This is a genomic window from Qipengyuania citrea (genome assembly GCF_024171405.1).
GTDB classification, from domain to species: domain Bacteria; phylum Pseudomonadota; class Alphaproteobacteria; order Sphingomonadales; family Sphingomonadaceae; genus Qipengyuania; species Qipengyuania profunda.
The window spans coordinates 1,258,421-1,284,176 of record NZ_JALJZT010000002.1; the positions used below are offsets into that span (position 1 = coordinate 1,258,421).

General features: G+C 65.2%; 26 protein-coding genes and 1 tRNA gene. 17 read left to right on the forward strand and 10 right to left on the reverse strand.

The genetic code is table 11. The annotated features are described in order from the left end of the window. Positions 1-59: 59 nt before the first annotated feature. On the reverse strand, positions 60-521 hold the full coding sequence (locus tag J2S32_RS07100) for a Dps family protein (RefSeq protein ID WP_253519336.1): 462 nt from the start codon (positions 519-521) through the stop codon (positions 60-62). 91 nt (positions 522-612) lie between these two features. Next, on the reverse strand, positions 613-1,176 hold the full coding sequence (locus tag J2S32_RS07105; RefSeq protein ID WP_253519340.1) for a hypothetical protein: 564 nt from the start codon (positions 1,174-1,176) through the stop codon (positions 613-615). A 79-nt stretch (positions 1,177-1,255) separates the two neighbouring features. On the opposite strand from J2S32_RS07105, the gene J2S32_RS07110 reads away from it, so the two are divergent. After that, positions 1,256-2,050, forward strand: a complete 795-nt coding sequence (locus J2S32_RS07110; RefSeq protein WP_253519343.1) for an SDR family oxidoreductase — start codon at positions 1,256-1,258, stop codon at positions 2,048-2,050. A gap of 17 nt (positions 2,051-2,067) precedes the next feature. Here the strand turns inward: J2S32_RS07110 and J2S32_RS07115 are convergent, their stop codons facing one another. The 3 genes from J2S32_RS07115 to J2S32_RS07125 form a co-directional block, all read right to left on the reverse strand. Beyond that, positions 2,068-2,316, reverse strand: coding sequence for a DUF6356 family protein (locus tag J2S32_RS07115; RefSeq protein ID WP_253519346.1), 249 nt, complete (start codon positions 2,314-2,316; stop codon positions 2,068-2,070). A 17-nt stretch (positions 2,317-2,333) separates the two neighbouring features. After that, complete coding sequence (locus J2S32_RS07120) at positions 2,334-3,401, reverse strand: YeiH family protein (protein ID WP_253519350.1); 1,068 nt, start codon at positions 3,399-3,401, stop codon at positions 2,334-2,336. 77 nt (positions 3,402-3,478) lie between these two features. Then, positions 3,479-3,552, reverse strand: a tRNA-Gly gene (locus J2S32_RS07125). 232 nt (positions 3,553-3,784) lie between these two features. Between J2S32_RS07125 and J2S32_RS07130 the strand changes: the two genes are divergently transcribed. The 10 genes from J2S32_RS07130 to J2S32_RS07175 all read left to right on the forward strand — a co-directional run bounded on the left by J2S32_RS07130 (position 3,785) and on the right by J2S32_RS07175 (position 16,553). Next, positions 3,785-4,615, forward strand: a complete 831-nt coding sequence (locus tag J2S32_RS07130) for a Ku protein (RefSeq protein WP_253519353.1) — start codon at positions 3,785-3,787, stop codon at positions 4,613-4,615. Positions 4,616-4,618: 3 nt separating this feature from the next. Then, complete coding sequence (ligD, locus tag J2S32_RS07135) at positions 4,619-7,135, forward strand: DNA ligase D (RefSeq protein ID WP_253519356.1); 2,517 nt, start codon at positions 4,619-4,621, stop codon at positions 7,133-7,135. Between the two features lie 83 nt (positions 7,136-7,218). After that, entirely contained in the window at positions 7,219-7,725 is a 507-nt protein-coding gene (locus J2S32_RS07140; RefSeq protein WP_253519360.1) for a 2Fe-2S iron-sulfur cluster-binding protein, read from the forward strand. Further along, positions 7,722-8,705 carry an FAD binding domain-containing protein gene (locus tag J2S32_RS07145; protein ID WP_253519363.1) on the forward strand — a complete coding sequence of 328 codons (984 nt, stop codon included), beginning with the start codon at positions 7,722-7,724 and terminating at the stop codon, positions 8,703-8,705. Before J2S32_RS07140 ends, J2S32_RS07145 begins: the two co-directional genes overlap by 4 nt. Continuing rightward, the gene (locus J2S32_RS07150) at positions 8,702-10,891 is read left to right on the forward strand and encodes a xanthine dehydrogenase family protein molybdopterin-binding subunit (protein WP_253519366.1); all 2,190 of its coding nucleotides are present in this window, start codon (positions 8,702-8,704) and stop codon (positions 10,889-10,891) included. Before J2S32_RS07145 ends, J2S32_RS07150 begins: the two co-directional genes overlap by 4 nt. Beyond that, complete coding sequence (locus J2S32_RS07155) at positions 10,891-11,742, forward strand: XdhC family protein (RefSeq protein ID WP_253519369.1); 852 nt, start codon at positions 10,891-10,893, stop codon at positions 11,740-11,742. The genes J2S32_RS07150 and J2S32_RS07155 overlap by 1 nt, the downstream gene beginning before the upstream one ends. Continuing rightward, on the forward strand, positions 11,729-12,310 hold the full coding sequence (locus J2S32_RS07160; RefSeq protein ID WP_253519372.1) for a nucleotidyltransferase family protein: 582 nt from the start codon (positions 11,729-11,731) through the stop codon (positions 12,308-12,310). Before J2S32_RS07155 ends, J2S32_RS07160 begins: the two co-directional genes overlap by 14 nt. 102 nt (positions 12,311-12,412) lie before the next feature. Next, positions 12,413-14,479: an HAD-IIB family hydrolase gene (locus tag J2S32_RS07165; protein ID WP_253519375.1), complete on the forward strand. Its 2,067-nt coding sequence runs from the start codon at positions 12,413-12,415 to the stop codon at positions 14,477-14,479. 2 nt (positions 14,480-14,481) lie between these two features. Continuing rightward, the gene (locus J2S32_RS07170) at positions 14,482-15,615 is read left to right on the forward strand and encodes a hypothetical protein (protein WP_253519393.1); all 1,134 of its coding nucleotides are present in this window, start codon (positions 14,482-14,484) and stop codon (positions 15,613-15,615) included. Continuing rightward, positions 15,612-16,553: a glycosyltransferase family 2 protein gene (locus tag J2S32_RS07175; RefSeq protein ID WP_253519396.1), complete on the forward strand. Its 942-nt coding sequence runs from the start codon at positions 15,612-15,614 to the stop codon at positions 16,551-16,553. The genes J2S32_RS07170 and J2S32_RS07175 overlap by 4 nt, the downstream gene beginning before the upstream one ends. Here the strand turns inward: J2S32_RS07175 and J2S32_RS07180 are convergent. Further along, entirely contained in the window at positions 16,460-17,581 is a 1,122-nt protein-coding gene (locus J2S32_RS07180; RefSeq protein ID WP_253519414.1) for a glycosyltransferase family 4 protein, read from the reverse strand. The two genes, J2S32_RS07175 and J2S32_RS07180, sit on opposite strands and share 94 nt — an antisense overlap. Positions 17,582-17,712: 131 nt before the next feature. Here J2S32_RS07180 and J2S32_RS07185 point away from each other — a divergent pair, with 131 nt between their 5' ends. The 3 genes from J2S32_RS07185 (at position 17,713) to J2S32_RS07195 (ending at position 20,121) form a co-directional block, all read left to right on the forward strand. Next, entirely contained in the window at positions 17,713-18,474 is a 762-nt protein-coding gene (locus J2S32_RS07185) for a Crp/Fnr family transcriptional regulator (RefSeq protein ID WP_253519417.1), read from the forward strand. Further along, on the forward strand, positions 18,471-19,271 hold the full coding sequence (locus J2S32_RS07190) for a sulfotransferase family protein (protein ID WP_253519420.1): 801 nt from the start codon (positions 18,471-18,473) through the stop codon (positions 19,269-19,271). Before J2S32_RS07185 ends, J2S32_RS07190 begins: the two co-directional genes overlap by 4 nt. A 76-nt stretch (positions 19,272-19,347) precedes the next feature. Continuing rightward, positions 19,348-20,121 carry a Crp/Fnr family transcriptional regulator gene (locus tag J2S32_RS07195; protein ID WP_253519424.1) on the forward strand — a complete coding sequence of 258 codons (774 nt, stop codon included), beginning with the start codon at positions 19,348-19,350 and terminating at the stop codon, positions 20,119-20,121. Here the strand turns inward: J2S32_RS07195 and J2S32_RS07200 are convergent. From J2S32_RS07200 to J2S32_RS07215, 4 genes are read right to left on the reverse strand one after another with little or no spacing between them, the layout of a single operon-like run. Continuing rightward, a complete protein-coding gene (locus J2S32_RS07200) occupies positions 20,118-20,663 on the reverse strand; it encodes a DUF421 domain-containing protein (RefSeq protein WP_253519428.1) in 546 nt (181 codons plus the stop codon). The two genes, J2S32_RS07195 and J2S32_RS07200, sit on opposite strands and share 4 nt — an antisense overlap. Continuing rightward, positions 20,656-21,243 carry a DUF1989 domain-containing protein gene (locus J2S32_RS07205; RefSeq protein ID WP_253519432.1) on the reverse strand — a complete coding sequence of 196 codons (588 nt, stop codon included), beginning with the start codon at positions 21,241-21,243 and terminating at the stop codon, positions 20,656-20,658. The genes J2S32_RS07200 and J2S32_RS07205 overlap by 8 nt, the downstream gene beginning before the upstream one ends. Continuing rightward, positions 21,240-21,941, reverse strand: coding sequence for a guanitoxin biosynthesis heme-dependent pre-guanitoxin N-hydroxylase GntA (gene gntA / locus J2S32_RS07210; protein WP_253519435.1), 702 nt, complete (start codon positions 21,939-21,941; stop codon positions 21,240-21,242). The genes J2S32_RS07205 and gntA overlap by 4 nt, the downstream gene beginning before the upstream one ends. Further along, positions 21,938-22,177 carry a hypothetical protein gene (locus J2S32_RS07215; RefSeq protein WP_253519439.1) on the reverse strand — a complete coding sequence of 80 codons (240 nt, stop codon included), beginning with the start codon at positions 22,175-22,177 and terminating at the stop codon, positions 21,938-21,940. The genes gntA and J2S32_RS07215 overlap by 4 nt, the downstream gene beginning before the upstream one ends. Before the next feature lie 272 nt (positions 22,178-22,449). On the opposite strand from J2S32_RS07215, the gene J2S32_RS07220 reads away from it, so the two are divergent. From J2S32_RS07220 to J2S32_RS07230, 3 genes are all read left to right on the forward strand, one after another. Beyond that, entirely contained in the window at positions 22,450-23,664 is a 1,215-nt protein-coding gene (locus J2S32_RS07220; protein ID WP_253519442.1) for a DUF819 family protein, read from the forward strand. 88 nt (positions 23,665-23,752) lie between these two features. Then, positions 23,753-25,249 (forward strand): CoA-acylating methylmalonate-semialdehyde dehydrogenase, encoded by a 1,497-nt coding sequence (locus tag J2S32_RS07225; RefSeq protein ID WP_253519457.1) that lies wholly within the window; start codon positions 23,753-23,755, stop codon positions 25,247-25,249. Positions 25,250-25,281: 32 nt separating this feature from the next. Further along, positions 25,282-25,752: a hypothetical protein gene (locus J2S32_RS07230; RefSeq protein WP_253519460.1), complete on the forward strand. Its 471-nt coding sequence runs from the start codon at positions 25,282-25,284 to the stop codon at positions 25,750-25,752. The last annotated feature ends 4 nt before the right edge of the window (positions 25,753-25,756 follow it).

Below are 25,756 nucleotides of genomic sequence, written 5' to 3' on the forward strand. Positions count from 1 at the left end.
CCAAGGCCGCCCTTCCCCAAGGGGAAAGGCGGCCGGTGTGCCTGTATGAGGCGGATCGCTTACTTGCTGGTCTGGTTGAGGAACCAGATGCGTTCCTCGCATTCGTCGATCCAGTCGTCGACCACACCGCTGGTGGCGTTGTCGCCCGCTTCTTCGGCGGCTTCCTTCACCTCGAGCAGACGCCCATGCAGCGTCTTGTTGTCGTCGCGCAGTTCCTTGACCATCGTGTCGGCCGAGAGCGTGACATCGTCCTGATCCTTGATGCGGGTATTCTTCATCACGCTGCCGATCGAGGTGAGCGTATATTCGTCATTCTTGCGTACGCGCTCGCCAAGATCGTCGACCGTGCCGACCAGCTGGGCAGCCTGTTCGTCGAACAGGACGTGCAGGTCGCGAAAGCGCGGCCCCGCGACATGCCAGTGGAAATTCTTCGTTTTGAAATAGAGTGCTACGGTATCGGCCAGCGCGCCATTGAGCGCGCTTACCAGACCAGCTTTCGAGTTATCGCCGACGTCTGCCATTTGATTTGCCCCTTCATGTTTGTGGAATTCACTACACTAACGCCGAACGTCGATTTGGGTTTCTCGATTATCGGTAGTGGCAGTGATCGATTTATCCGATAATGCCCCTCGCGCTCAGCCCCGTGATCGCGGCAAGGATGAACAAGATCAGCGCCAGAGCGATCCTGATCGCGCGCAGGGGCAGCTTGTCTTCCAGCGCCAATCCGAGCGACCAGCCCACCGCCACCGCGCCGCCGCCGCCCAACGCCCCGCCCAGTCCCGCGAGCGGCCAATAGGCGAAGACCACCGCAAAAGCCGCGACGAGGAAGCGCGAGGCATCGGTCAATTGCCGCGCGAACAGCACGATAGCGATCGCGCCGAGCGAACGGGTCGGTTCCCTCGGCGTTTTCTCGCGATTGGGCCATGCGCATTCGGCCGCCGCGAGCAGCAGGGCGATGGCGACGAACATGGTCGCCGCATCTTCCGACATGGTCCGGGCCAGCCAGGCACCCGCCCATGCCGCAATGCCCGCGGTGACCGCCGAACTTGCCAGCGCCACGACCAGCAATGGGGTGGACGCGCCCAGCACGCCTGCAAGCCGCGCGACAAGCAATTGGTCGCGCGCGCCCGTGGCGGTCAGGAAGCTGGCGACCATGGCAAACAGCAGCGATGTCACGGCGGTCTCGGCTCCCCTTCCTCTACCCGTCAGCTTGCGATAGCACGGGCGCAAGGGAAACATAGAGGGGAGAGCAAGAGTGGAATTGGAACAGGGCATGGCAGCCGTCGTCACCGGCGGGGCATCGGGCTTGGGCAAGGCAAGCGCGCAGGCGCTGGCCGATGCCGGGCTCAAGGTGACGATCTTCGACGTCAATGACGAAGCCGGCGAAGCCCATGCCAAGGCCATCGGCGGCACCTTCGCGCATGTCGACATCACCGACGAACAAGCGGTGGTCGACGGTTTCGCCACGGCACGAAGCGCGCATGGCCAGGAACGCGTGACAGTCCATTGCGCAATGACCAGCCGCCGCGGCAAGACGCTCGGCTGGGACAAGGCAAGCGGCGGCTACAAACGGCTGTCGACCGAGGATTACGCGTTCGGGGCCGAGGGCATCCTCGTCTCGTCCTACCGGGTCGCCAGCCTGTCGGCGCTCGGCATGGCCAATGCCGAACCGCTGAACGAGGATGGCGAGCGCGGCTGCATTACGCTGACCGCCAGCGTCGCCGCGCAGGATGGGCAGATCGGGCAGGTCATCTACGGCAGCTGCAAGGCCGGGGTGAACGGGCTCGTCCTGCCGATGGCGCGCGATCTGATGGATCTGGGCATTCGCGTAAACTCGGTCATGCCCGGCATTTTCGCGACCCCGCTGATGCTCGGCATGAAGGACCGCAACCCGCAGATGTGGGACCAGCTCAACGCCAGCGTCCCCTTCCCCAAGCGGCTCGGGCATCCGGAGGAATTCGCTTCCCTGATCTGCGAGATTGCGCGCAACAGCTACATCAACGCGCACCAGTTCCGGCTCGACGGCGCGATCCGCATGCCGCCCAGATAGTCAGGGCCGCGCGGGGCCTAGATGCACCAGTCCTTCTGCTGACCCTGCGGGGCCTTGCCGTCGAATTTCTCGCGGCCATGGATCATGTCGGCGGCCAGCCGGTGCACCGCCCGGCTGCCCGTGCTCTTGCACCAGAACGGGAATATCCCGTGTGCGATACACGCCAGCCCGGCGACGATCAGCCGTCCCCCGAAGCGCAATGCGCTGATGAGGTGCTCGCCATAGCTCTCGCCGATCGCATGGGGATGGTCGGTGAAGATCGACATCGGGATTGCTCCGCTGGCTAGATGACATGCGCGAACGACAGCGCGAGGATGAAAGCGACGAGTGTCGATCCTACCACCGGCACGAACGAGCGCCAGCCATGCGCGAGGATTCCCGACAGATTGGCCTTGATCGCGGCAGAGGTTACCGCGAGCAGCAGGAAGAAGCTGGCCGCGCTGGCACCCCATTCGCCCGCCGTGGGCGGGAGTGCAACGGTGCTGTTGAGCGTCACCAATGCGACGAACCCCGCGATGAACCATGGGATACCCCGGCGCAGCGAAAGCGCGGGCCCGGTTCCCGCATCGCGCGTCCCGCCGCGCTGCAACAGCAACCCGACCACGATCAGCAGCGGCACCAGCATGGCCACCCGCGACAGCTTGACCACCGTCGCGACTGCCCCCGCCTCGTCCGAAAAGGCAAAACCGCCCCCGATCGCCTGCGCGACATCGTGGATGGCCGCGCCGATCAGGAACCCCGCCTGCCGGTCGTCCAGCCCCAGCGCCCCGGCGAGCGCGGGATAGGCCACCAATGCAAGCGCGCTTGCCAGCGTGGTGCCGAGCACCACGATTGCGAAACCTTCCTGCCCCACGCGCTTGCTGCCGATGATGCTCCATAGCGCCAGCGCCGCGGAGATCCCGCAGATCGCAGTCGCGCCGCCGGCCAGCAGGCCGAACTGCCAGTCGAGCCGGACCAGCCGCGCGGCAAGGATGCCCGTACCGATCACGCACGCCATGATCGCGAGCAGCGCCAGGAACGGTCCCGCCCCGAGGCTGGCGATTTCGGCAAAGGTCACACGCAGGCCAAGCAGGACGATGCCGACCCGCAGCAATGTCTGCGAAGCGAGGTCGAGCCCCGGCAGGAGCCGCGCATCCTCGCCTGCGAAATTCAGCGCGAAGCCCAGCAACAGCCCGATCAGGATCGCGGGCGCGCCGTAATGCTCGCTCAGCCACAGCGCCGCGCAGGCGGCAATTGCGACCAGCAACAGCCCCGGCACCACCGCCAGCCACGAACGCTTCGCTCCGGGCGGCTCAAGCTGGAGCTCGCCGTAGAGATCGGCCATCCAATAGCTGTCGGTCTTGTCGCGCATGGCCCCCATTCGCATGCATCGCCCCCGGCGGCGATACCGCCGGCGCCGCCGATCCCCCGCAATTCGGACCTGGTGAGTGGAGCGGGTGAAGGGAATCGAACCCTCGTCGTCAGCTTGGGAAGCTGCTGCTCTACCATTGAGCTACACCCGCAAGGCATTGGCAATCGCGGAGAAATCGAACTGGCAACCGCGAGGGTCGCCAACTGGCTCGCTCACGCTGCGTGCCATGCGCGGGCCGCTTGCCACGATCCCCGGCATTTGGTCAATACGGGACTGAACGGCGCCCGCGCCCCGCGGGGATGGGGAGCCGCCCGCGCCGCTTCCCACGCGCGGTTAGGAACGCATACGCGCCCGGAGCGCTGTTTCGCCTGAAGGGAAGGCACATGGCAGCACGCGCATATTGGCAGGGGCAGATCAGGCTGGCGCTGGTTTCGATCCCGGTCGAAATCTACTCGGCAACCAAATCGGGGGCGAAGATCCGGTTCAACCAGATCCACGAACCCAGCGGCAAGCGCATCTCCTACGAGAAGGTCGTGCCCGGGATCGGCCCCGTCGACCGTGACGAGATCATCAAGGGCTACGAGGTTTCGAAGGGCAATTACGTCCTGCTCGACGAGGACGAGATCGACGCGGTCAGGATCGAGAGCAAGCGGACGCTGGAACTGGTGCAGTTCGTCGATGCCTGCGAAATCGATCCGCTCTATTTCGAAAAGCCCTATTACGTCGCGCCGCAGGACGAACTTGCCGAGGAAGCGTTCATCGTGCTGCGCGAGGCGCTGCGCAAGGCGAAGAAGGTCGCACTGGGCCAGCTGTCGGTGCGCGGCAGCGAGAAACTGGTCGCGGTGAAGCCCTGCGGCAAGGGACTGCTGCTCGAAACGCTGCGCTATGCCGATGAAGTGCGCGCCGGGCAGGCGTTTTTCGACGATATCGACGATGCCAAGCCGAAGAAGGAACTACTCGAACTCGCGAACACGCTGATCGAGCAGAAGAGCGCGCCTTTCGATGCGAGCGAGTTCGAGGATCGCTATGGCCAGGCGCTGCGCAAGCTGATCGACAAGAAGGCGAAGTCGAAGAGCAAGACCGCGGTGATCGAGGATGTCGACGATCCCGATACCGGTGGCGGCTCCAACGTCATCGACCTGATGGCAGCGCTCAAGAAGTCGGTCGGGGAGGAGAAGCCCAAGAAGACCGCGCGGCGTAAGAAGTCCGCCTAGGCTATGGCTGCGCGCAAGGACCCCCTCGCCGAATACAACGCCAAGCGGGATTTCTCGCTGACCCCCGAACCAGCGGGCGAGCCGCTCGCCAGCGAGACCGGCAACCGCTTCATCGTCCAGAAACATGATGCGACCCGCCTGCACTGGGACTTGCGGCTCGAGGTCGATGGCGTGCTCAAGAGCTGGGCGGTGACCAAGGGGCCCTCCCCCGATCCCGATATCAAGCGGCTGGCGGTGCGAACCGAAGACCACCCTATGTCCTATGCCGATTTCGAAGGCGTGATTCCCAAGGGCGAATATGGCGGCGGGACGGTGATGCTGTGGGACCGCGGGACGTGGCAGCCGATCGAAGGCAAGAGCGCGAGCGACCTCGAGGAAGGGCATTTGCACTTTTGTCTCGAAGGCGAGCGGATGAAGGGCGAATGGCTGCTGATCCGGCTCAAGCAGAAACCCGGCGAGAAACGCGAGAACTGGCTGCTGCGCAAATTGCAGGACGACAATGCCGAAGCGGGCGACGGGCTGGTCCAGCGCGAATTGACCAGCGTACTGACCGGGCGTTCGATGGCCGAAATCGCCAGCGACAAGCAGGGCGAATACCCGCTGGCAGGAAAGAAGGACGATGCCTTCCTCGCGCAGATGCAGAAAGCCTCCGCGCGCAATGCCGGCAAATCCAAGCCCAAACGCCGCAAGGCCGCCCCGCTGCCCGATTACCGCAAGCCGCAGCTCGCGACGCTGGTCGACGACGTGCCCACCGGCAATCGCTGGATGCACGAAATCAAATTCGACGGCTATCGCACGCTGGTGGCGGTCAAGGGCGATACCGTCCGCGTGTTCACCCGCAACGGCAAGGACTGGACCGACAAGTTCGGCCCGCTGGTCGAGGCGATTGCCGCGCTCGACCTGCCCTCGTGCCTGATCGACGGCGAAGTCGTCGCTTACGACGGCAAGGGCAATCCCGATTTCTCCACCCTGCAACAGGTGCTCAAGCGCGGGCACGGATCGCAGGGCAAGCAGGACAAGCTCGCCCTGCATGCCTTCGACCTGCTCGAACTCGATGGCGAGGATTTGACCGGCCTGCCCAATATCGAACGCAAGGAACGGCTCGAAGCGCTGCTCGATTCCGCCGACCCGCCGATCCACGTCGCCGAACACGTGCTGGGCGCGGGCGAACATCTGTACCGCGCGATGTGCGATGCGGGACAGGAAGGGATTATCTCCAAGACCGTCGATGGCAAATATGCCGGGCGCCGCAGCAAGGCCTGGGTGAAGGTCAAATGCACCCGGCGGCAGGAATTCGTGATCATCGGGTGGAAGAAGTCGAGCGCGAAGGGGCGGGCGTTCGCTTCGCTGCTGGTCGCGCAGCATGAGGGTGACGACCTCGTCTACAAGGGCAATGTCGGCACCGGCTTTTCCGCCGACGATCTCGACGAACTCGCGGGCAAGATGAAGCGGCTGGCGCGCAAGACCCCGCCGGCGGAAGTCGACCGGGCCTCTTCGCGCGGGGTCACCTGGGTCACGCCCAAGCTGGTCGCGGAAATCGCCTTTGCAGAGTTTACCGCCGACGGGAATGTCCGACACGGCAGCTATCTGGGTCTGCGCGGCGACAAGGATGCGAGCAGCGTGCAGCCGGAAACGCCTGCCAAACCGGCCGAAACCAGCGATGCGGTCAAGATTTCCAGCCGCGACCGGGTGATCTTTCCCGACAGCGGCCAGACGAAGGGCGCGCTGGCGGACTATTACGAAGCGGTGGCGGCGATCATGCTGCCCTTCGCCGCGCGGCGCCCGATCAGCCTGGTGCGCTGCCCTTCGGGCCGGGCGAAGAAGTGTTTCTTCCAGAAGCATGACAGCGGCAGCTTCGGCGATGCGGTGCACCCCGTGCCGATCCGCGAGAAGGACGGCGGGCACGAGGATTACCTGTTCGTCGACGATGCGCGCGGGCTGCTCCAATGCGTGCAGATGGGGACGATCGAATTTCACGCCTGGTGCGCGCGCTCGGATGCGGTCGAACGGCCCGACCGGATGATCTTCGACCTCGATCCCGACGAGGGGCTGGGGTTCGACGAGGTAAAACAGGCGGCGCGCGACATCCGCGCCCAGCTGGCCGATCTCGGCCTGACCAGCTTTGCCATGCTGACGGGCGGCAAGGGCGTGCATGTGGTGGTGCCACTGACGCCCGGCCATGACTGGGAGGCGCACAAGGATTTCTCGCGCCGGTTCGCCGAGGCGCTGAGCATGGCCGAGCCCGAGCGCTTTACCGCCACGATGAGCAAGGCCAAGCGCAAGGGGCGTATCTTCATCGATTGGCTGCGCAACCAGCGCGGGGCGACTGCCGTGGTGCCCTATTCGGCGCGGGCGCGCTCGGGTGCGCCGGTGGCCATTCCGCTGGCATGGAACGAGCTCAAGGCGATGGAGAACGCACATCCCTATTCGATCGACGATGCCAAGACCCTGCTTGATCGCGCGCAATCGAAATCGCTCCACGGCTGGGGCTTCGCCGACCAGCGCCTGCCCGACCTGTAGGCCGCGCCTCGGCGATTCCATAAATTTGCTCAAATGCGGACACCTTTCGCGCGGAAAGGGTTAATCGGGTAAAGGAGGCGTCCTTGGCCGAGACAATATCCGTAAATGGAACCCAGCACCCGATCCCCGAAGACCCGCGGGTCTCTCTTCTCGATTTCCTGCGCCGCGATGTCGGCCTGACCGGCACCAAGAAGGGCTGCGATCATGGCCAGTGCGGGGCGTGCACGGTGATCGTCAACGGCATCCGCATCAACAGCTGCCTGACGCTTGCCGCGATGCACGACGGCGACAGCGTGACGACCATCGAGGGGCTGGGCACGCCCGACGCGCCCTCGCCCTTGCAGCGCGCATTCCTTGAGCATGATGGCTTCCAGTGCGGCTATTGCACGCCGGGGCAGATCTGTTCGGCCACCGCGATGATCGAGGAGCTGGCGAATGAATGGCCGAGCGATGCGAGCAGCGATCTCAACGCCATCAGACTGAGCGACGAGGAAATCCGCGAACGGATGAGCGGCAATCTGTGTCGCTGCGGCGCCTATGCCAACATCGTTGCCGCGATTCGCGAAGTGGCCGAGGAGGAGATGACATGAGGCCCTTCCAGTACAGCCGCGCGCGGACGCTGGCGGATGCGGCGCAAATGCTCGCCGAACCCGAAACCACCGCAATCGCCGGCGGAACCAATCTGCTCGACCTGATGAAGCTGCAGGTTGAGACCCCCGGGCAACTGGCGGACGTCAACCGGGTGGGCTTTGCGGAGATCGAGGACACCGATGATGGCGGGCTGCGTATCGGCGCGCTGGCTACCAACACGGCGACCGCGGTCCACCCGCGGGTGCGGTCGGACTATCCCGTGCTCGCGCGGGCGATCCTGGCCGGGGCGACGCAGCAATTGCGCAACAAGGCCACCACCGGCGGCAATCTGTGCCAGCGCACGCGCTGCTTCTATTTCATGAATATCGACCAGCCGTGCAACAAGCGCGAACCCGGTAGCGGCTGCGGCGCGATCGACGGGATTGCCAAGCTGCATGCGATCCTCGGCACCAGCGAAGAGTGCATCGCTACCTATCCCGGGGACATGGCGGTGGCGCTGAGCGCGCTCGATGCGACGGTCCATATTGCCCATGGCGATGCCGGGCGGAGCGTCCCGGTGCGCGATTTCCACTGCCTGCCGGGTGATACGCCGTGGATCGAGAATGTCCTCGAACCGGGCGAAGTGATCACGGCGGTTACGCTGCCGCGCCCGGTTGGCGGAACGCAGCTTTACCGCAAGGTGCGCGAACGCTCGTCCTATGCCTTCGCCTTGGTGTCGATCGCCGCAGTGGTCGAAATGGAAGGCGGCAAGATTGCACGCGCCAATCTCGCCTTTGGCGGCCTTGCCCACAAACCGTGGCACGATCCGCGGATTGCCGAAACGCTGGTCGGGCAGGTCCCGTCTGCCGAACTGTTCGATGCCGCGGCCGACGTGCTGCTCGAAGGCGCACGCGGATATGGCGAGAACGACTTCAAGATCCCCCTGGCGCGGCGCACCCTGCATGCGGTGCTGTCGCAAGCGACGGAGGAGGCCGCATGAGCGCGCATCTCAAGCAGGACGAGCCCGATACCGCCAACCGGCTGGATTCGATGAAACAGGGCGTGATCGGGAAACCGCTTAGCCGTGTCGAAGGGCTGGCCAAGGTCACGGGGACCGCCCCCTACGCTGCCGAATACCCGGTGGATGGTTGCGCCGAAGGCGTGCTGGTCACGGCCACCATCACCCGCGGCGAGATCGTCCGGATCGACAAGGACAGCGTGCTGGACCGTCCCGGTGTCATCGCGGTGATCGACGATGAACGGCTGACCACACGCGCCGCCCAGGGCACCGCGAACGAGGCGCCGCAGCAATCGCCGCAGACCGTCTGCTATTGGGGCCAGCCCATTGCGCTGGTGGTAGCGGAGACGTTCGAACAGGCGCGCGACGCGGCGAAGCATCTCGTCGTCGAATATCGCGAGGAGCCGGGCGCGCCGCTGTTCCCCGCCGAGGTCGAGGCGGAGGAACAGGAGGACGAGACCGTCCGGCAAGGCGATCTGGCGCAGGCCATGTCTGCCGCCGCGCATAGCGTCGACGTCACCTACACTACCAAGGGGCATGCTTCCGCGGCGATGGAACCGCATGCCGCCATTGCCGAGTGGGATGGCGAGAAGCTGACCGTCCATGCATCGCTGCAGATGCTGAACTACAATATCACCGAGCTGGCGGATTCGCTGGGCCTCGAGGAAGACAAGGTCAGGCTGGTCTCGCGCTTCGTCGGCGGCGGGTTCGGCTCGAAACTGGGAGTGAGCGAGGAAACCGTCGCCGCATCGCTTGCAGCCATCGAACTCCAGCGCCCGGTGCGCGTCGTCATGTCGCGCCAGCAGGTATTCCAATGCATCATGCGCCGGTCCGAAACGACCCAGCGCCTGCGGCTGGCGGCGGATACGGAAGGCCGGTTGACCGGCTTCGGCCATGAGGCACTGGTCTCGAACCTGCCGGGCGAAACCTTCGCCGAACCCGTGCTGCAATCCTCGCATTTCCTTTATGGCGCCGACAATCGCGAGCTGATGCTCAACGTCGCGCGCATCCACCTTATGACCGCCGGCTCGGTCCGTGCACCGGGCGAAGCGGTCGGGATGCCCGCGCTCGAAGGCGCGATGGACGTGCTCGCCGAGGAGGTGGGTATCGATCCGGTCGAACTGCGGCTGCGCAATATCCCCGAAGACGATCCTGAAGAGGGCCTGCCGTTCTCGTCGCACAAGCTGGCCGAATGCCTCAGGCAGGGCGCCGATGCATTTGGCTGGGACGCGGGTCCGCGCAAGCCGCGCATGACGCGCGAGGGCGAATGGTGGGTTGGGACCGGGATGGCGAGCGCCGCCCGCGTCCACAATGTCGGCGAAGCCAAGGCGCGCGTGACGCTCAAGCCCGATGGCACCGCACTGGTCGAAACCGACATGACCGATATCGGCACCGGGACCTATACGATCCTCGCCCAGATCGCAGGCGAGATGCTCGGTCTCGATACCGCCGACGTGCTGGTCGACCTTGGCGACACACGCCACCCGCGCGGTCCGGGTTCGGGCGGCAGCTGGGGCGCGTCTTCAAGCGGTTCGGCGGTCTATGTGGCGTGCAAGGCGCTGCGCGAGGAACTGGCGTCGCGTGTCGGCGTGGCCGAGACAGAGCTCGATCTCGCCAATGGTCAGGTCGTCGGCGGCCAGACACTGGTGCAATTGCTGGGTGGTGCAGACCTCGCACAGGAAGGCCATTACGAACCCGGCGCTATCGAAGACGACTTTACCGCGGCGGGATTTGGCGCCTTCTTCGCACAGGTGCGGGTCAACCATTATACCGGCGAAACCCGCGTCGATCGCATGCTGGGCGCGTTCGGTTTCGGCCGCGTGCTCAACCGCAAGACCGCGCGTTCGCAATGCCTCGGCGGGATCACCTGGAGCATCGGGGCGGCGCTGACCGAAGCGCTCGAATTCGATCCGCGCGATGGCCATCTGGGGAATTGCGATCTCGCCGAATACCATGTCCCGGTACACCGCGACGTGCCCGATCTCGAGGTCATCATGGTCGAGGAACGCGATCCCGCGGCCAGCCCGATCCAGGCCAAGGGCATTGGCGAGCTGGGCATGTGCGGCGGCGCGGCGGCGATTGCCAATGCGATCTACCACGCCAGCGGCGCACGGCTGTTCGATTATCCGATGACCCCCGACCGCGTGCTGGCGTGCATGCCCGATTGATGCGGGCCGAGTGGACAATTCGGCAGGATATCGACGAGGATCACGCCGCGCTAGTCGCAGCCTGCGAGCCCGGCGTCGGGCTGTGTACCATTGTCGGGATCGAGGGCAGTTTTTCGCGGCGGCTGGGCGCGCAACTCGCGGTGCTTTCCGATGGGACGACCGTAGGCAGCCTGTCCGATGGCTGTCTCGAAGCGCAACTCGCCAGCGATCTGCGCGGGCAAGCGGGCCCGCGCGTCATCCGCTATGGAAGCGGTTCGGCGATGGTGGATTTTCGCCTGCCGTGCGGCGGCGGGCTGGATATCCTGCTCGATCCTGCACCCGACCGCTTCGCATGTCGCGAGATCGTGCGAATGCTCGACAGCCGCCGCCCGGCCATACTCCCGCTGCCATCCCCGTCCCCGCTGGCTGAGCGTCGCTATCACCCGCGTCTCAAGATCGCGGTTATCGGCGAGGGGCCAGAGCTCGACGCCTTTGCTCGGCTTGGGGACGCAATGGGACTGCATGTCGAGCTACATCGCAAAGACGACCTTACGCTCGGCTCGCCCGCGCCGCATGTCACGCTTGATCGCTGGACCGCCGCGCTGCTCCTGTTTCACGATCACGAATGGGAAGCCGCACTGCTCGAACAATTGACCTCGGGGCAGGCATTCTACATCGGCGCGCAGGGCGGCGAGAATGCGCGGATCGAACGCGCGTTGACGCTCGCCGCGCGCGGCGTGGACGAGCAGGCCATCGCGTCCATTCGCAGCCCGATCGGCCTGATCCCCTCGTGCAAGTCGCCCACCACGCTGGCGCTGTCCGCGCTGGCGGAGATCGTTGCCGAATATGAGCGATTGCGTGCCGCCGATTGACCCCGGGGTGGGCTTCATCCTGCTCGCGGCTGGCCGGGGACAGCGGTTCGGCCGCGACAAGCTCACCCAGGACTTCCGCGGCCAGCCGCTATGGTCGTGGGTCGCGCTGGCGGCGGAAGAAGCCGGGTTTGCGCAGCGATACCTTGTCAGCGGCCCGCATTCGGCCATCCCGGCGCGGAGCGGTTGGCATGCGGTGATCAATAACCGTGCCGCCGAGGGCATGGGGACGTCGATTGCAGCGGGCGTGCGTGCTGCACAGCACTGTTCGCGCGTGGTTATTGCGCTGGCCGACATGCCGCTGGTCGAGCCTGCCCATCTGCGCCTGCTGGCCGAATCCGTCGGCCCGGTATTCACCCGCTATGCCAGCGGCGTCGAAGGATCGCCCGCAGGCTTTCCGCGCAGCGTCTTCGACCGCCTCTGCGCCTTGCAGGGCGAGGCTGGTGCGCGGAGCCTGAGTTTGCCGGACGCAACCGCGATCACCCCGGCCAGCGCCACGGCGCTGGCGGACATCGATACGCCCGAAGACCTGCTCGCGCTTTCGTCGCGGCACACTGCCGGGCGCCGCTAACCCCTTCGGCCACCCCCTGTTCCCAGCTTAAACAATGATGGGTTGGGAGGCGGCGATGGGCTCCGCCCGTTAGCGGGGTGAAGCCAATCAAGGGGACCTGTTTTGCATATCGTATCGCTCGCACTCGGCGGCTGCCTGAAAGGCGAGCCGGTCCGGTACGGGATCACCGAAGATACGGGGGGGCACATCACCTACATCCTGGGCGAGATGGAAGCGCTTGCCCGGCGCGGCGATGTGGAAATGGCGGAAATCATTACACGGCGGTTCGACGATCCGCGGCTCGGGGCGATCCATGCCGAGGCCGAGGAATGGCTTGGTCCCAAGCTGGTCATACGGCGCATCGACAGCGGCAACCGGCGCTATCTGGCGAAGGAAGCGCTGAGCGCCGACCGCGCCGCCTTTACCGAGGCGCTGATTGCGGAACTGGGGCAGCGCGAGCGGTTGCCCGACCTCATCCACGCGCATTTCGCCGATGCAGCGGATGTGGCACGCAAGGTCGAAGACGCGCTGGGCATTCCCTTCATCTACACTGCGCATTCTCTCGGCATGGACAAGCGCCGGGCAATGGATACTCCTAGCGCCGCGCTCGAGGCGCGGATCGCGGAAGAGGACCGGGCGATCGCGGGTGCGCGGGCAATCATCGGTTCGTCGCGCGACGAATGCGAACGGCAGCTTGCGGCTTATCCTTCGGCCCGGATCGGCAAGATCCATCGCCTGATCCCGGGGATCGACCACAGCGCCGCGGGCGGGGAAATTTCGTCGGCGATCGAACTCGTTTCCGCGTTTCTGCGCGAACCGATGAAGCCCGTGGTGCTGGCGATCGCCCGCCCCGTCCACAAGAAGAACCTCGTCCGGCTCGTGGAAGCCTTCGGCAAGTCGCCTACGCTGCGCGAACAGTGCAATCTGGTGGTTCTCGCCGGGCTACGCGACGATCTGCAATCGGGCGAAGCGGAACAGCAGGATGTGCTGCGCGGTCTCGTCGATGCCATCGACCGCCATGATCTCTACGGCAAGGTCGCCTATCCCAAGTCGCACACGCGCCAGCAGGTCAAGGAACTCTATACTCTCGCCGCCCGGACGCGCGGCGTATTCGTCAATCCGGCGCTGATGGAGCCCTATGGCCTGACACTGGTCGAGGCAGCCGCGCACGGCGTGCCTGTCGTCGCCACCAAAATCGGCGGCCCGCAGGACATCGTCGGCGAGCTCGAGCATGGCTTGCTGGTCGACCCGGGGAGCGAAAACGAAATCGCCGAGGCGATCGAGCGATTGGTGACCGATCGCCGACTGTGGGAAACCTGCTCGCACAATGGACAGGCCAACAGCCGGGAGGTCAACTGGGATGCCTATGCGGGCGGCTTCATGGCAATCGCCAGGCAGGTCACCGCGCCCGCCACCGCGCTGCGCCCGAGACCTGCCCATTTGCTGGTCAGCGATCTCGACAACACGCTGACCGGGTGCGACCGCGGCGCGCTGCGCATCGGCCAGTTCTTCCAGCGGCAGGCGCAGTTCGGCTTCGTGATCGCCACCGGTCGCTCGATCGTGGAAGCGCGGCGGCTGGTGCGCGACTGGAAGCTGCCCGATCCGCGCGCCTGGATAACTTCGGTCGGCACCGAAATCTATGTCGAACGTGGCGGCGATCTGGTGCTCGACACCGACTATGCCAACGGCATCGGCTATGAATGGCATCCCACTGCCATCGACGAGGCGCTGGGCGATCTGCCGGATTTGATCCCGCAGGCGAGCTACGAGCAACGCCCCTTCAAGCGCAGCTACTTTGCCGGCTCGCCCGGGATGGCGGCGCAGGTCGAGGACCGGCTGCGCAGCCATGGCATTCCGGCGCGCGTGGTGTTCAGCCACGACCGCTTGCTCGATGTCCTGCCCCCCATGGCAGGCAAGGCAGCGGCGATGGGGCATGTTGCCCGCATGTTCGACGTGCCGGTCGAACAGGTCTTTGCGGCCGGCGACAGCGGCAATGACGAGGATATGCTGACCGCCTGCCAGAACGCGATCATGGTCGGCAATCACGCGGCGGAGATCGCCGCCTTGGCGAGGCGCCCCAATGTCTATCTGGCGCGGCGCAGCCACGCAGCCGGCACGCTCGAGGGCATTCTTGCACAGCACCGCGCGCAGCGGCTTCGCGAACGCCGGGATACGAGGATTTCAGCATGAGCATGACCGGACCCATCGGCTATTTCGTCCATCACCAGGGGCGCGGCCATGCCGAGCGCGCGGCGGCGATCGCCAATGAATTGATCGGGTCGCGCGGTGTGAGGCTGTTCTGCGCGCGGGACGACATCTTCCCCGCGCTCGACAAGCGGATCGAAATTCGGAAAATCCCCTCGCTATTCGAACCCACCGGGCAGGAAGCGCCCGCCATGGCCGCGCTCCCGATGCCCGAGACGGTTCACTGCGCCCCGCTCGGCTGGCCGACGATTACCGATGCCTTTGGCGCGATTTCGGGGTGGTTTGCGCAGGCCCGCCCCGCCCTCTTCGTGACCGATGTCTCCGCCGAACTGGGCCAGTTGGCGCGGCTGTGTTCGGTGCCGCATGTCGCGGTGCTCCAGCATGGCGAGCGCGGCGATGCCGGGCATCTCGCGGCCTATGACAGCGCGGTCGGCCTGCTGGCGCCCTATTCGGAACGGATCGAACAGCACGACCGCCCAGCCTATCTGCGCCGCAAGACGCACTATGCCTCGGGCGTGGGGATCGACTGTTCGCCGTTCCCCACCAAGCGCGAGGCGCGGCGCAAGCTCGGACTGGGCGAGGAGGACGAGATCGTGCTGGTCATCGCCGGCGGCGGCGGGGAAGGCACCCCGTCAACGCCGCTGACTCTGGGCGCGCGCGCCGAGCCCGAGGCCCGCTGGATCACCATCGGCAAGGTCCGCAGCGAATGGCACGAAACCCCGCCGGGCAATCTCGACCATCGCGGCTGGGTCGAAAACCCGCGCGACTGGATCGCCGCGGCGGACCGGGTCGTTTCGTCCTGCGGAAATACCACCGTCCATATGGTGCTGGCAGCGGGCAAGCCCTGGGTGGTCATCCCCGAATGGCGCTATTTCGACGAGCAGTTCTGCAAGGCCGAAGTGCTCGATCGCGAAGGGCTCGCAGCGGTATCGCGCCATTGGCCCTCGCACCCCGCCGCATGGGAGCGGCTGTGGACGGCCGCGGCGCTGATCGATGTCGAACAGCAGCGGGCGATCATCGAACCACGCCCGGCCCAGGCCGCAGCGGCCTGGCTCGACAGTCTCGCGACCGAGCTGTGGCAGGGGACGGAAGGCAAGCCCGCGCTGGAGATCGTGGCATGAAGATATCGGTATGCACGCTCGCGCATGGGCGCGAAGACCATCTGCGCAATCTGGTCAGCGGATTGAACCATTCGCGCCGCCCGCCTTGCGAACTGGTGGTCGCGGTCATGCAGGACAACCGCTACGATCTTCCGAGCACAAGCTTCCCGGTCCGGCAGGTATTGCTGGGGAGCCAGGGCATCTGCCTCGCGGAGGCGAGGAACACCGCCGCCGAACATGCGCGCGGCGAATTGCTGATCTTCCTCGATGTCGACTGCATCCCCGCGCCGGGATTGATCGAGGACTATGCCGCCGCCTCTGCCTTCAACGAAGGCGTGCTGATGGGCGAGGTCGGCTATCTCCCGCAGGGCGCGACCGAGCAGGGTATCGACTATGCGCAGTTCGAACAGCTCGCGGTCACGCATCGCGACCGCGCCGGTCCGCCGCGCGGGATGGTCGGGCACTGCGGCGACTACCGCTGCTTCTGGTCGCTCAATTTTGCGCTGCCCGCCGCAACCTTCCGCGACCTCGGCGGGTTCGATCCGCGCTATGTCGGCTATGGCGGCGAGGATACCGATTTCGGTCGCACGATTGCGGCGCATGACGTGCCGCTGTGGTGGGCGCGCGGGGCGAAGGCCTATCACCAATATCACAAGCATCACATGCCGCCGGTGCACCATCTCGACAGCGTGGTCGCCAATGCGCAGGTTTTTGCCGAGAAATGGGGCGAGCCGACGATGCAGCACTGGCTTCGCGCGTTCCGCCTCATGGGGCTGATCGAGCCCGATGGAAACGGCGGCTGGATCAAGCTGCGCGAACCGGGCGAAGCGCATTTCGCACTCACCCGGCAGCAGGAACACCAGCCTTATGCGAGCAGTTCGGTCGTGCTCGAAGAGCTCGAGGCCCAGGCGAGCCGCGGCAAGGAAGCGAGCCGGGCCCCGGCGATGACCTTGGCGTAGCAACGCTCGTAGCCTGCGATCATCGCTTCGATCGAGAGCATGCTGGTCGCCCGTTCGCGGCACGCGGCGCGATCGATCGAACCAAGCCGCCGGATGGCATGCGCCAACGCGCCGACATCGCCGCCTTTGACCAGGATCCCGCAGTCTCCGACGACTTCGGACAGCGCCCCGCGATTGAACCCTGCGACGGGCGTGCCGCAGGAGAGTGCTTCTGCCGCCACCAGGCCGAACGGTTCGTCCCACAAGGGCGTGACCAGCGCGCCCCGGGCCTGCGCGACTTCCTGTCGCAGGTGTTCGGCGGACCGGTGTCCGTGAAATTCGATCCCCCCGTCGAGGAACGGTTCTACCTTGGCGGCGAAATAAGCAGCATCTTCGACCGGCCCGAAAATCTTCAGCCGTGCCCGCGCTTTGCGCGCCGCCTGGATCGCTTCGGCCAGTCCCTTGTCGGGGACGATGCGGCCTACCCATGTCAGATAGTCGCCCGGCTCACCCGCGGGCACCCAGCGGTCAGTATCGATGCCGTTGGGGATCACCTCGAGATCGGGACACCCGCGGTCGGCCCATAGGGATTGCTGATCGCGCGAGGTCACGGTGAAGCCGATATTCGGCTGCGCGCGCGCCGCTTCCACGGCATCGAACATCGTCCCGAAGGGCGGGACATGCTGCGAGGTTACGCAGGGAATTCCCGCTTGCGCGCACCAGGCGATGATCTCGGGAAACAGCGAGTTGTTATGGACCACATCATACCCGCCCCCGCCGATCTTCAGCAGCACGCGCTCGAAGGCGGCACGCTGGTAGGCAGCGAGTTCGCTGGTGCCGCGATAGACGCGCCAGGGCAGCACCTCGTCATAGGGCGCCGCACAGATCGGTACCAGATTCTCGTCATGCGACCCTTCGGCGGCGAAGAGATCGACCTCGTGCCCGGCTGCGCGTAGCCCGCGGCACAGCATGTCGCAATGCGCCTCCATCCCGCCGCCGAAGGGTTCGGCGATGGCATGGCGGATATGGGCGAGGACCGCGATTTTCATGGGCGGATCGGGCTGTTGAAAGACATGACAGGCAAACGCACCATGAGCCGCGCTTCGGCAAAGCTAACATTTATGCAATGTGCTACCGGAACGGCGGACACGGCATTGCATTTTGTCGACAGGAGGACACGATGGCGCTCACCGACGAGCTGGACCGCTATCCCAAGACTGGACGGTTCCTGACCGGGCGCTTGCGGCACGACATGACCGATGCCGAGAAGTCCGAACTCGAAGGTCTGGTCGCGCGGACGCTGACGCTGCAGGACGGCGAGCGGCTGATCGCGCGCGGTGAAGAATGCGATTGCTCCACGCTGTTGATCGACGGCTTCGTCCTGCGCACGCTGGAAAGCGAGGACCGGCGCTATGCGGTGAGCTTTCACGTGCCGGGGGATTTCGTCGACCTGCATTGCTTCGCGCTCAAGCGGCTCGATCACAACATCGATTGCGTGGGTTCGGTGAAACTCGGCCAGGTGCCGCATGCGGCGATCGCGGAGGTGATGGCGAACCGCCCGCATCTGGCGCGCCTGTTCTGGTTCTCGACCCTGCTCGACGCGGCGATGCATCGCGAGTGGATCATGAAGCTCGAACAGCTCACCGCTCCCAAGCGCATTGCGCATATCTTCGCCGAAATCTGGCGCCGGCTCGAAATGGTCGGCATCGGCTATGCCGATGGCTTCGAGACCCCGCTGCGCCAAAGCGACATTGCCGATATGTGCGGTGCGACCTCGATCCACACCAACCGCGCGCTGGCCGACCTCAGGAAGAACGGCCTGGCCGATTTCCAGCGCGGCAAGGTACGGATTGCGGACCGCACAAGGCTGGAGGCCTATGCCGGCTTCAACCCCGATTACCTGTATGGCGACGGCGCCTTGTCGCTGCGCGAATTCGCGTGAGCCACCGCCCCAATCGCTTCGTGTTCGTCGCCGGGCTGCATCGGACCGGAACGAGCCTGCTGGCGCGTATTCTCGGCGCGCATCCGGCGGTCGGCGGCATCGAAGGCGCGCCGGTGCCCGAGAACGAGGGATGCTATCTGCAGGGCGGTATCTCGCATACCGCATGCGATGGACGGCCGGGGCACTATGCGACCGACCCGCGCCAGCATCATACCGAAAGGTCGCGCTGGAATACGCTGGAAACGCAGCGGCGTATGCTGTCGGACTGGTCGCCATGGCTGGACCGGGGCAAGCCCTGGTGGCTCGAGAAATCGCCTGTGAACCTGACCCGGATGCGCTTGTACCAGCAGCTGTTTCCCACCTCGCAATTCATCGTGATCCTGCGCCATCCCGAAATGATGGCGGCAGCGCTGGCGAAATGGGTCGATCACGAACCGGACGCGCTCATCCGCTATGCGCTCGATGCCTATGATCTCGTGGCCGCAGACCTGCCATACCTGCATGCCTCGCTGGTCATTCGCTACGAGGATCTCGTCGCCCGCCCTGATGTTACGCGGCAGGCGCTGTTCGCCTTTCTCGACCTCGCCGATCACGACCCCGGCATCGCACTGCGCGATGGCAATGCCGACTACGCAGCCGCACACCGCGCGACCGGCGACCTCGCGGGGCGCCTCACAAACTGGGGCTATGGCGCCGGCGGAAAGGTCGCGGACTTCACCCCGCATTGCGCGCATCCCCTGCGCCGGGTCCAGGAAGCAACCGCGCGGGTCTTGACCGCGCAAGCGGACGAAAAATGATGCCGGGGCGCAAAAAGAACAGAAAGCTAACATGCGTTAATAGACGGTGTTTGCGCGACTTGCTTTACCGCGCGCGATGAACGGGACCACCGAACTCCTGGGAACGGCAAGCTTCCCCCTGACCGGCAATTTCCTCGCCGGACGCCTGCGTCACAACCTCAGCCTCGACGATCTGCAATATATCGAGGGGCTGGTGGAGAGCGTCGAGGAGCATGACGACGGTGCGCGTCTGCTGTCCCGCGGAATCAAGACCGATCGCAGCACGATCCTGATCGAGGGATACATCTTCCGCACCATCGAGAGCGGCAACAAGCGGTTCATCACCGGGGTCCATGTCCCGGGGGACTTCGTCGACCTGCACGGCTTTGCGCTCAAGCGGCTCGATCACAATATCGACGCCGCGGGCAAGGTGAAGGTGGGTTCGGTCAGCCATGAGACGCTGCGCACGGTGATGCGCGATCGGCCGGGCGTGGCGCGGGCAATGTGGTTTGCCACGCTGCTCGACGCCGCGATCCATCGCAAATGGATCCAGACGCTGGAGCAGCTCGACGCGCCGCGGCGCATTGCGCATCTCTATGCCGAATTGCATACCCGGCTGGAGCTGGTCGGGCGCGGCGTGACGCGCGCGCTGCGGACCCCCTTCACCCAGTTCGACATGGCCGACATGTGCGGGGTGAGCGCGATCCACGCGAACCGCGCCGTGGGCAAGTTGCGCGAGCTGGGTATCGCCGAAATCCGGCGCGGCGATCTGTACACCAACGACTGGGCCGCGCTGAAACGCTATGCGCAGTTCGACCCCGATTACCTTTATGGCGACGGACCGCTGAAGGTGAAGGAAGACTGGGACTAGTCTTTCAGGTCATCCGGGCAGTGAACGTCGGACAATGCCTCAGCATCGCCCCAGCGCACATCCTGGCGCGGGATCACCGACAGCTCGCCATTGGTTTCGAGCACTACCCAATTGGCATCGGCGTTGGCAGTGATGCCGTTCTGCCGAAGCGCGGACCTGATCTCTTCCTCCGAAATCCGCGTACGCTCCATCGCGTCGCGCAGATAGTCGCCCTTGTGCGTCAGCAGCGTCGGCTCGGCCTTGACGACGGCGGCGGCGGTCTCGCTTTGCTGGACCATCCGCGTGGTCAGATACTGGCAGGCTGCCAGCACGATGATCGCGGTCACCGCATCGAGCGTCGCGACATTGCGCAGCAGGATCCCGCTCGCAGCCAGGCTGCCGACCGCGACGTTGATGATCCAGTCGAAATTGTTGAGCTCGCTGGTCGTGCGCTTGCCGACCAGGCGCACCATGATGATGATCAGGACGTAGAAGAGAAAGGCATTGCCGGCGATTTCGAGCATCCGGGGCCAGCCGGACCAGAGATTGAGCGCATCAGCCACTCGTGCTCACCTCATAGTCGATCGGCCTGAACGATCCGCCGTTGGAATCGTAGGCCGAACAGGCGGTAAGGCCGATGATCAAATCCATCTCCGCCCGCATCACGATCGTATCGCCCGGCTCGCTCAGCGGCGGCTTGACCGTCAGCACACCGCTGTCGCCATCGACCGGGACATTCATGAACAGGTTGAATGCGGTCGGGATATCGTCCGGCCCGATACCATAGGGCTCCAGCGCCTCGGCCAGATTGCCGAAACAGCCCCGGTGGAGCGGCTTGTCGGGATAGAAATGCTTGAAAGTGTCTTCCGAACACGGGGTCAGCAGGAAATCATGCCGTTTGACCGTATCCGACGTGATCGACAGCATCGGGTTCGACCGGTTCGACCACAGGCGGTGCCCCCGGCCCAGCCGGATCGTCTCTTCATAATCGAAGGTGCGGCCGTTGGAAATGACTTCGCGGACATCGTGCGCGTTATAGGCCAGCAGGTCGGACACCTGGCTGCCTTCGGGATCGCAGACGGTGAGCTGCGCGCCTTTCGGCAGTTCGAACGCCACGCCGCTGCGCGGTTCTATGCGGTTCATTGCTTCTCCATTCGGGGATCGCGGAACGGGCAGGTCCAGTCGTCATCGACGGCCCGTCCGCTATATTGACGCGCTTCGCTGCTCTCGCCGTGGCGGGCGAGCATCGGGTTGATATCGCCTGCCAGAGTGCGGTCGCGCTCGAGGATTGCCTCGCGCATGCGTTCATATCGCCCGTCCTCGCGCAGCGCTTCGAACTGGTTGTGCAGGTTGAAGACCATCGTCGGATAGGCAAAGCGCCGCGCCGGGCGCGAGGCATGCGGGTGCAGGCCGACGACGAAATAGGCTTCGCCGCCAAAGCTGAGCGAGAAATGCGGATCGGTCGGATCGGGGCTGACGCTGGGGTCGTAGCTCTGGCCGAGCCATTTGTCCTTTTCGGCAAAGGACTGGAGCCGTTCCCACAACAGGCTTTCATATTCGCTCTCGTCGAGCGAGCCGGGTTGCTCGAACACCACCGCCATGCTGCGCAGGCCCTCGGGATCGTTGCGATACCGCTCGGCCCATTCGATCAGCCGGTCGTGGATCCGCAGATCGTCCCAGCCGCTGCGCATGTCGTGCGCGACGAGCACGTCGAGCAGGTCGCGCGCCTGGGCCGATTTTGCACCGACGCAGGGGAACGCCGTATCGGCGATATGCGCGCGGAACTGTGCTTCGATATCGCGGGCGACGCTATCGTCGACCGCCAGAACGCCGGGTTTCATTGCGACGACACTCCTTCGGGCACGAATTGAAGGCTGGTGTCCTTCGTGCGGCCCATCGACCAATTGGCTTGCAGGCGAACCTTGGGATTGGGGGCGCACCAGATCTCGCCCGACCCGTCGAGCGCGGTGACCCAGATCAGATTGTGTTCGACCCCATAGTCGATCACGGCAAAGGCCAGCCCCGCACCCTTGTCGGTCACCAGCACCGGAAGCGGTGGATTGAGTTGCGTGAACACCGGAAACCTCGCGTTTAAGCCCAACAGAAGGCCGCAGGGCCCGCGCGCCGCGCCAGCCCCACGTATGCAACCACGCGCCCGATCGGACGCGCGTATCACTACCGGCCCAACGCATTTGCGCGCTCGTTGATCCGAGACTGACATGCGTTAGCTTGCACCCGGAACGGGTAGGCACGCGTATCGCGAAGCCGTCCGGCACGACGTTTGGCTTTCCCCGGCCGCCGCGCTAGGCCGCGCGCAAACCGATATCGAAGGACGGGTTTCATCACGCCATGATCAGCGACGACAGGATTATTCTCGGGCTGCTCGCCCTGGTGCTCGGCTTTGTATTCGCCACGCGCGACCGACCCGGCTGGCAGCGCTTCTACGTCTTCGTGCCGATCATCCTGGTCTGCTATCTCGTCCCCAGCCTGATGACGACTTTCGGGCTGATCGATGTGTCCGAAAGCAATCTGTGGCCGGTGGCGAAGGATTATTTCCTGCCTGCCGCGCTGTTCCTGATGACACTGTCGATCGACATCAAGGGGATCCTCGGCCTCGGCAGCAAGGCGATCGTCATGTTCCTGACCGCGACCGTCGGCATCGTCCTCGGCGGGCCGCTGGCGCTGTGGATCGTGGCGCAGTTCGAACCTTCGATTATCGGTGCGGGCGACACCGCCGCATGGCGCGGGCTGGCGACGCTGGCGGGCAGCTGGATCGGCGGCGGCGCCAACCAGACCGCGATGCTCGAGGTCTATGGCTACCCGCTCGAAGGCTTTGCCGCGCTGCTGGCGGTCGACATCATCGTCGCCGAGATCTGGATGGTGTTCCTGCTCTATGGCGCGGGCGCGCACGAGCGCGTCGACAAATGGCTGGGCGCGGACAGTTCGTCGATTGCCCGGCTGCGCGACACGATGGCCGATTACACCGCGAGCATCGAACGCGTCGCCAAGGCGAACGACTACGTTCTGCTGTTCGGCGTGACCTTCGCCATCGTCGGGCTCGCGCATCTGCTCGGCGGCTGGCTGGGCGGCTGGTTCGCCGCGATGCAGGGCGAGGACGCCACGCTGGCGAGCGAATTCTTCTGGGTCGTGGTCATCGCTACCACCGCGGGGTTGGCCGCCAGCTTCACCCGCGCCCGCGAGCTCGAAGGTATCGGCGCGAGCAAGTTCGGCGTCCTGTTCATCTTCCTGCTGGTGGCGGTGATCGGCACACGGATGGACGTGACCAAGATTGCCGATGCGCCCGCTTTCATGGCGATCGGTTTCATCTGGATGCTGTTCCACGTCGTCCTGCTGCTGGGCGTGGCCAAGCTCATCAAGGCGCCGTTCTTCTTCGTCGCGGTGGGCAGCAAGGCGAATATCGGCGGTGCCGCGTCGGCGCCGGTGGTGGCGGCGGCATTCCATCCCGCGCTGGCCCCGGTCGGCGTGCTGCTGGCCGTGCTGGGCTATGCGCTGGGGACCTATGGCGCGATCCTGTGCGCGCAGATGATGGCGGCGGTCGGCTAGCCGCGCGCGGCAAAGGTTTCACCCGATACCGGTTGCTTTCGGACCTTGCGCGCGTATGGGCCGTTGCAAAGAAAAGAGAGGAACTTTCATGCGTCAGCTTGACCATTTCATCGTCGGCGGAGCGAGCGCTCCCGCGGCCCGCACCCACAAGATCTGGAACCCCTCGACGGGCGAAGTCCAGGCCGAGGTTCCGCTGGGCGACGCCGCCTTGCTCGACCGCGCGGTCGCCGCCGCCAAGAAGGTCCAGCCCGAATGGGCGGCGACCAACCCGCAGCGCCGCGCGCGGGTGATGTTCGAATTCAAACGGCTGGTCGAAGCCAACAAGCAGGAACTGGCCGAACTGCTTGCCAGCGAGCACGGCAAGGTGGTCGACGATGCGCATGGCGACGTGCAGCGCGGGCTCGAAGTCATCGAATATGCCTGCGGCATCCCGCAGGCGCTGAAGGGCGAATATTCGCAGGGCGCGGGCCCCGGCATCGATGTCTATTCGATGCGCCAGCCGCTGGGCATCGGCGCGGGCATCACCCCCTTCAACTTCCCCGCCATGATCCCGATGTGGATGTTCGGCATGGCGATCGCGGCGGGCAACGCCTTCATCCTCAAGCCGTCCGAACGCGATCCCAGCGTGCCGATCCGCCTTGCCGAACTGTTCGTCGAAGCGGGCGCGCCCGAGGGACTGCTGCAGGTCGTCCATGGCGACAAGGAAATGGTTGATGCCATCCTCGACCATGAAGACATCGCCGCGGTCAGCTTCGTCGGGTCGAGCGACATCGCGCATTATGTCTACAAGCGCGGCGTCGCTGCGGGTAAGCGCGTCCAGGCGATGGGCGGCGCGAAGAACCACGGCATCGTTATGCCCGATGCCGATCTCGACCAGGTGGTGGGCGATCTCGCCGGGGCCGCCTTCGGTTCCGCGGGGGAACGCTGCATGGCGCTGCCGGTGGTCGTGCCCGTGGGCGAGGACACCGCCGAGAGGCTGCGCGAAAAGCTGATCCCCGCGATCAATGCGCTGCGCATCGGCGTTTCGACCGATCCCGACGCGCATTACGGCCCCGTCGTCACGCCCGAGCACAAGGCGCGGATCGAACAGTGGATCGACACCGCCGAACAGGAAGGCGCCGAAGTCGTGATCGACGGCCGCGGGTTCACGCTGCAGGGGCACGAGAAGGGCTTCTTCGTCGGCCCGACGCTGCTCGACCGCGTAACCACCGACATGGAAAGCTACCGCGAGGAAATCTTCGGACCCGTCCTGCAAATCGTGCGTGCCGACGATTTCGAGCATGCACTGCGGCTGCCGAGCGAGCACCAGTATGGCAATGGCGTCGCCATCTTCACGCGCAACGGCCATGCGGCGCGCGAATTCGCGCACCGGGTGAATGTCGGCATGGTCGGGATCAACGTTCCGATTCCCGTCCCCGTCAGCTATCACAGCTTTGGCGGATGGAAACGTTCGGGCTTCGGCGACACCGACCAGTATGGCCAGGAAGGCCTGAAGTTCTGGACCAAGGCCAAGAAGGTCACCCAGCGCTGGCCCGATGGCGGCGGCGACGGATCGAACGCCTTCGTCATCCCTACTATGGGGTAAGCGCCGCGCCAGGCGAACTTGGGAGAGAAACGATGAACCGCATACTGTTCCCCGCCGCCTTGCCGCTCGCGGTACTGCTCGCGGCCTGTTCGGGCGGCGCGGACGAGGCGGCCGCGCCCGACCCTGCCGAAACGATGATGCCGGTCGAACCCGATGGCGGGATCGGCGACGGCGCCGGACCTCCCGGACGCGTCGTTGCAGAAACCATCCCCGCCGCTTTCCGCGGCGTGTGGGACTATGTCGAGGGAAGCTGCGATCCGGCTTCCGACATGCGGGTCGAGATCGGGCCGAAGACCATGCAGTTCTACGAATCGCATGGCGATGTGACCGGGGTCGAAGTCGGCAGCCCGCAGGACATCGTCGTTTCGCTGGCGATGGAAGGCGAAGGCGAAACATGGGACATGGCGCGCAAGTTCACCCTGACGGACGGTGGACGCACGCTGACGTCCGCGCCTGTCGGGGAAGAGCAATTCGAACCGATGCCGCTCAAGAAATGCGAATAGGAGT

What these genes read in the sequence shown, in the direction of transcription:
- J2S32_RS07100 (WP_253519336.1), bottom strand. Translation starts at nt 521, where the DNA reads ATGGCAGACGTCGGCGATAACTCGAAAGCTGGTCTGGTAAGCGCGCTC.
- J2S32_RS07115 (WP_253519346.1), bottom strand. Translation starts at nt 2,316, where the DNA reads ATGTCGATCTTCACCGACCATCCCCATGCGATCGGCGAGAGCTATGGC.
- J2S32_RS07120 (WP_253519350.1), bottom strand. Translation starts at nt 3,401, where the DNA reads ATGCGCGACAAGACCGACAGCTATTGGATGGCCGATCTCTACGGCGAG.
- J2S32_RS07130 (WP_253519353.1), top strand. Translation starts at nt 3,785, where the DNA reads ATGGCAGCACGCGCATATTGGCAGGGGCAGATCAGGCTGGCGCTGGTT.
- ligD (WP_253519356.1), top strand. Translation starts at nt 4,619, where the DNA reads ATGGCTGCGCGCAAGGACCCCCTCGCCGAATACAACGCCAAGCGGGAT.
- J2S32_RS07145 (WP_253519363.1), top strand. Translation starts at nt 7,722, where the DNA reads ATGAGGCCCTTCCAGTACAGCCGCGCGCGGACGCTGGCGGATGCGGCG.
- J2S32_RS07150 (WP_253519366.1), top strand. Translation starts at nt 8,702, where the DNA reads ATGAGCGCGCATCTCAAGCAGGACGAGCCCGATACCGCCAACCGGCTG.
- J2S32_RS07155 (WP_253519369.1), top strand. Translation starts at nt 10,891, where the DNA reads ATGCGGGCCGAGTGGACAATTCGGCAGGATATCGACGAGGATCACGCC.
- J2S32_RS07170 (WP_253519393.1), top strand. Translation starts at nt 14,482, where the DNA reads ATGACCGGACCCATCGGCTATTTCGTCCATCACCAGGGGCGCGGCCAT.
- J2S32_RS07175 (WP_253519396.1), top strand. Translation starts at nt 15,612, where the DNA reads ATGAAGATATCGGTATGCACGCTCGCGCATGGGCGCGAAGACCATCTG.
- J2S32_RS07180 (WP_253519414.1), bottom strand. Translation starts at nt 17,581, where the DNA reads ATGAAAATCGCGGTCCTCGCCCATATCCGCCATGCCATCGCCGAACCC.
- J2S32_RS07185 (WP_253519417.1), top strand. Translation starts at nt 17,713, where the DNA reads ATGGCGCTCACCGACGAGCTGGACCGCTATCCCAAGACTGGACGGTTC.
- J2S32_RS07195 (WP_253519424.1), top strand. Translation starts at nt 19,348, where the DNA reads ATGAACGGGACCACCGAACTCCTGGGAACGGCAAGCTTCCCCCTGACC.
- J2S32_RS07205 (WP_253519432.1), bottom strand. Translation starts at nt 21,243, where the DNA reads ATGAACCGCATAGAACCGCGCAGCGGCGTGGCGTTCGAACTGCCGAAA.
- gntA (WP_253519435.1), bottom strand. Translation starts at nt 21,941, where the DNA reads ATGAAACCCGGCGTTCTGGCGGTCGACGATAGCGTCGCCCGCGATATC.
- J2S32_RS07220 (WP_253519442.1), top strand. Translation starts at nt 22,450, where the DNA reads ATGATCAGCGACGACAGGATTATTCTCGGGCTGCTCGCCCTGGTGCTC.
- J2S32_RS07225 (WP_253519457.1), top strand. Translation starts at nt 23,753, where the DNA reads ATGCGTCAGCTTGACCATTTCATCGTCGGCGGAGCGAGCGCTCCCGCG.
- J2S32_RS07230 (WP_253519460.1), top strand. Translation starts at nt 25,282, where the DNA reads ATGAACCGCATACTGTTCCCCGCCGCCTTGCCGCTCGCGGTACTGCTC.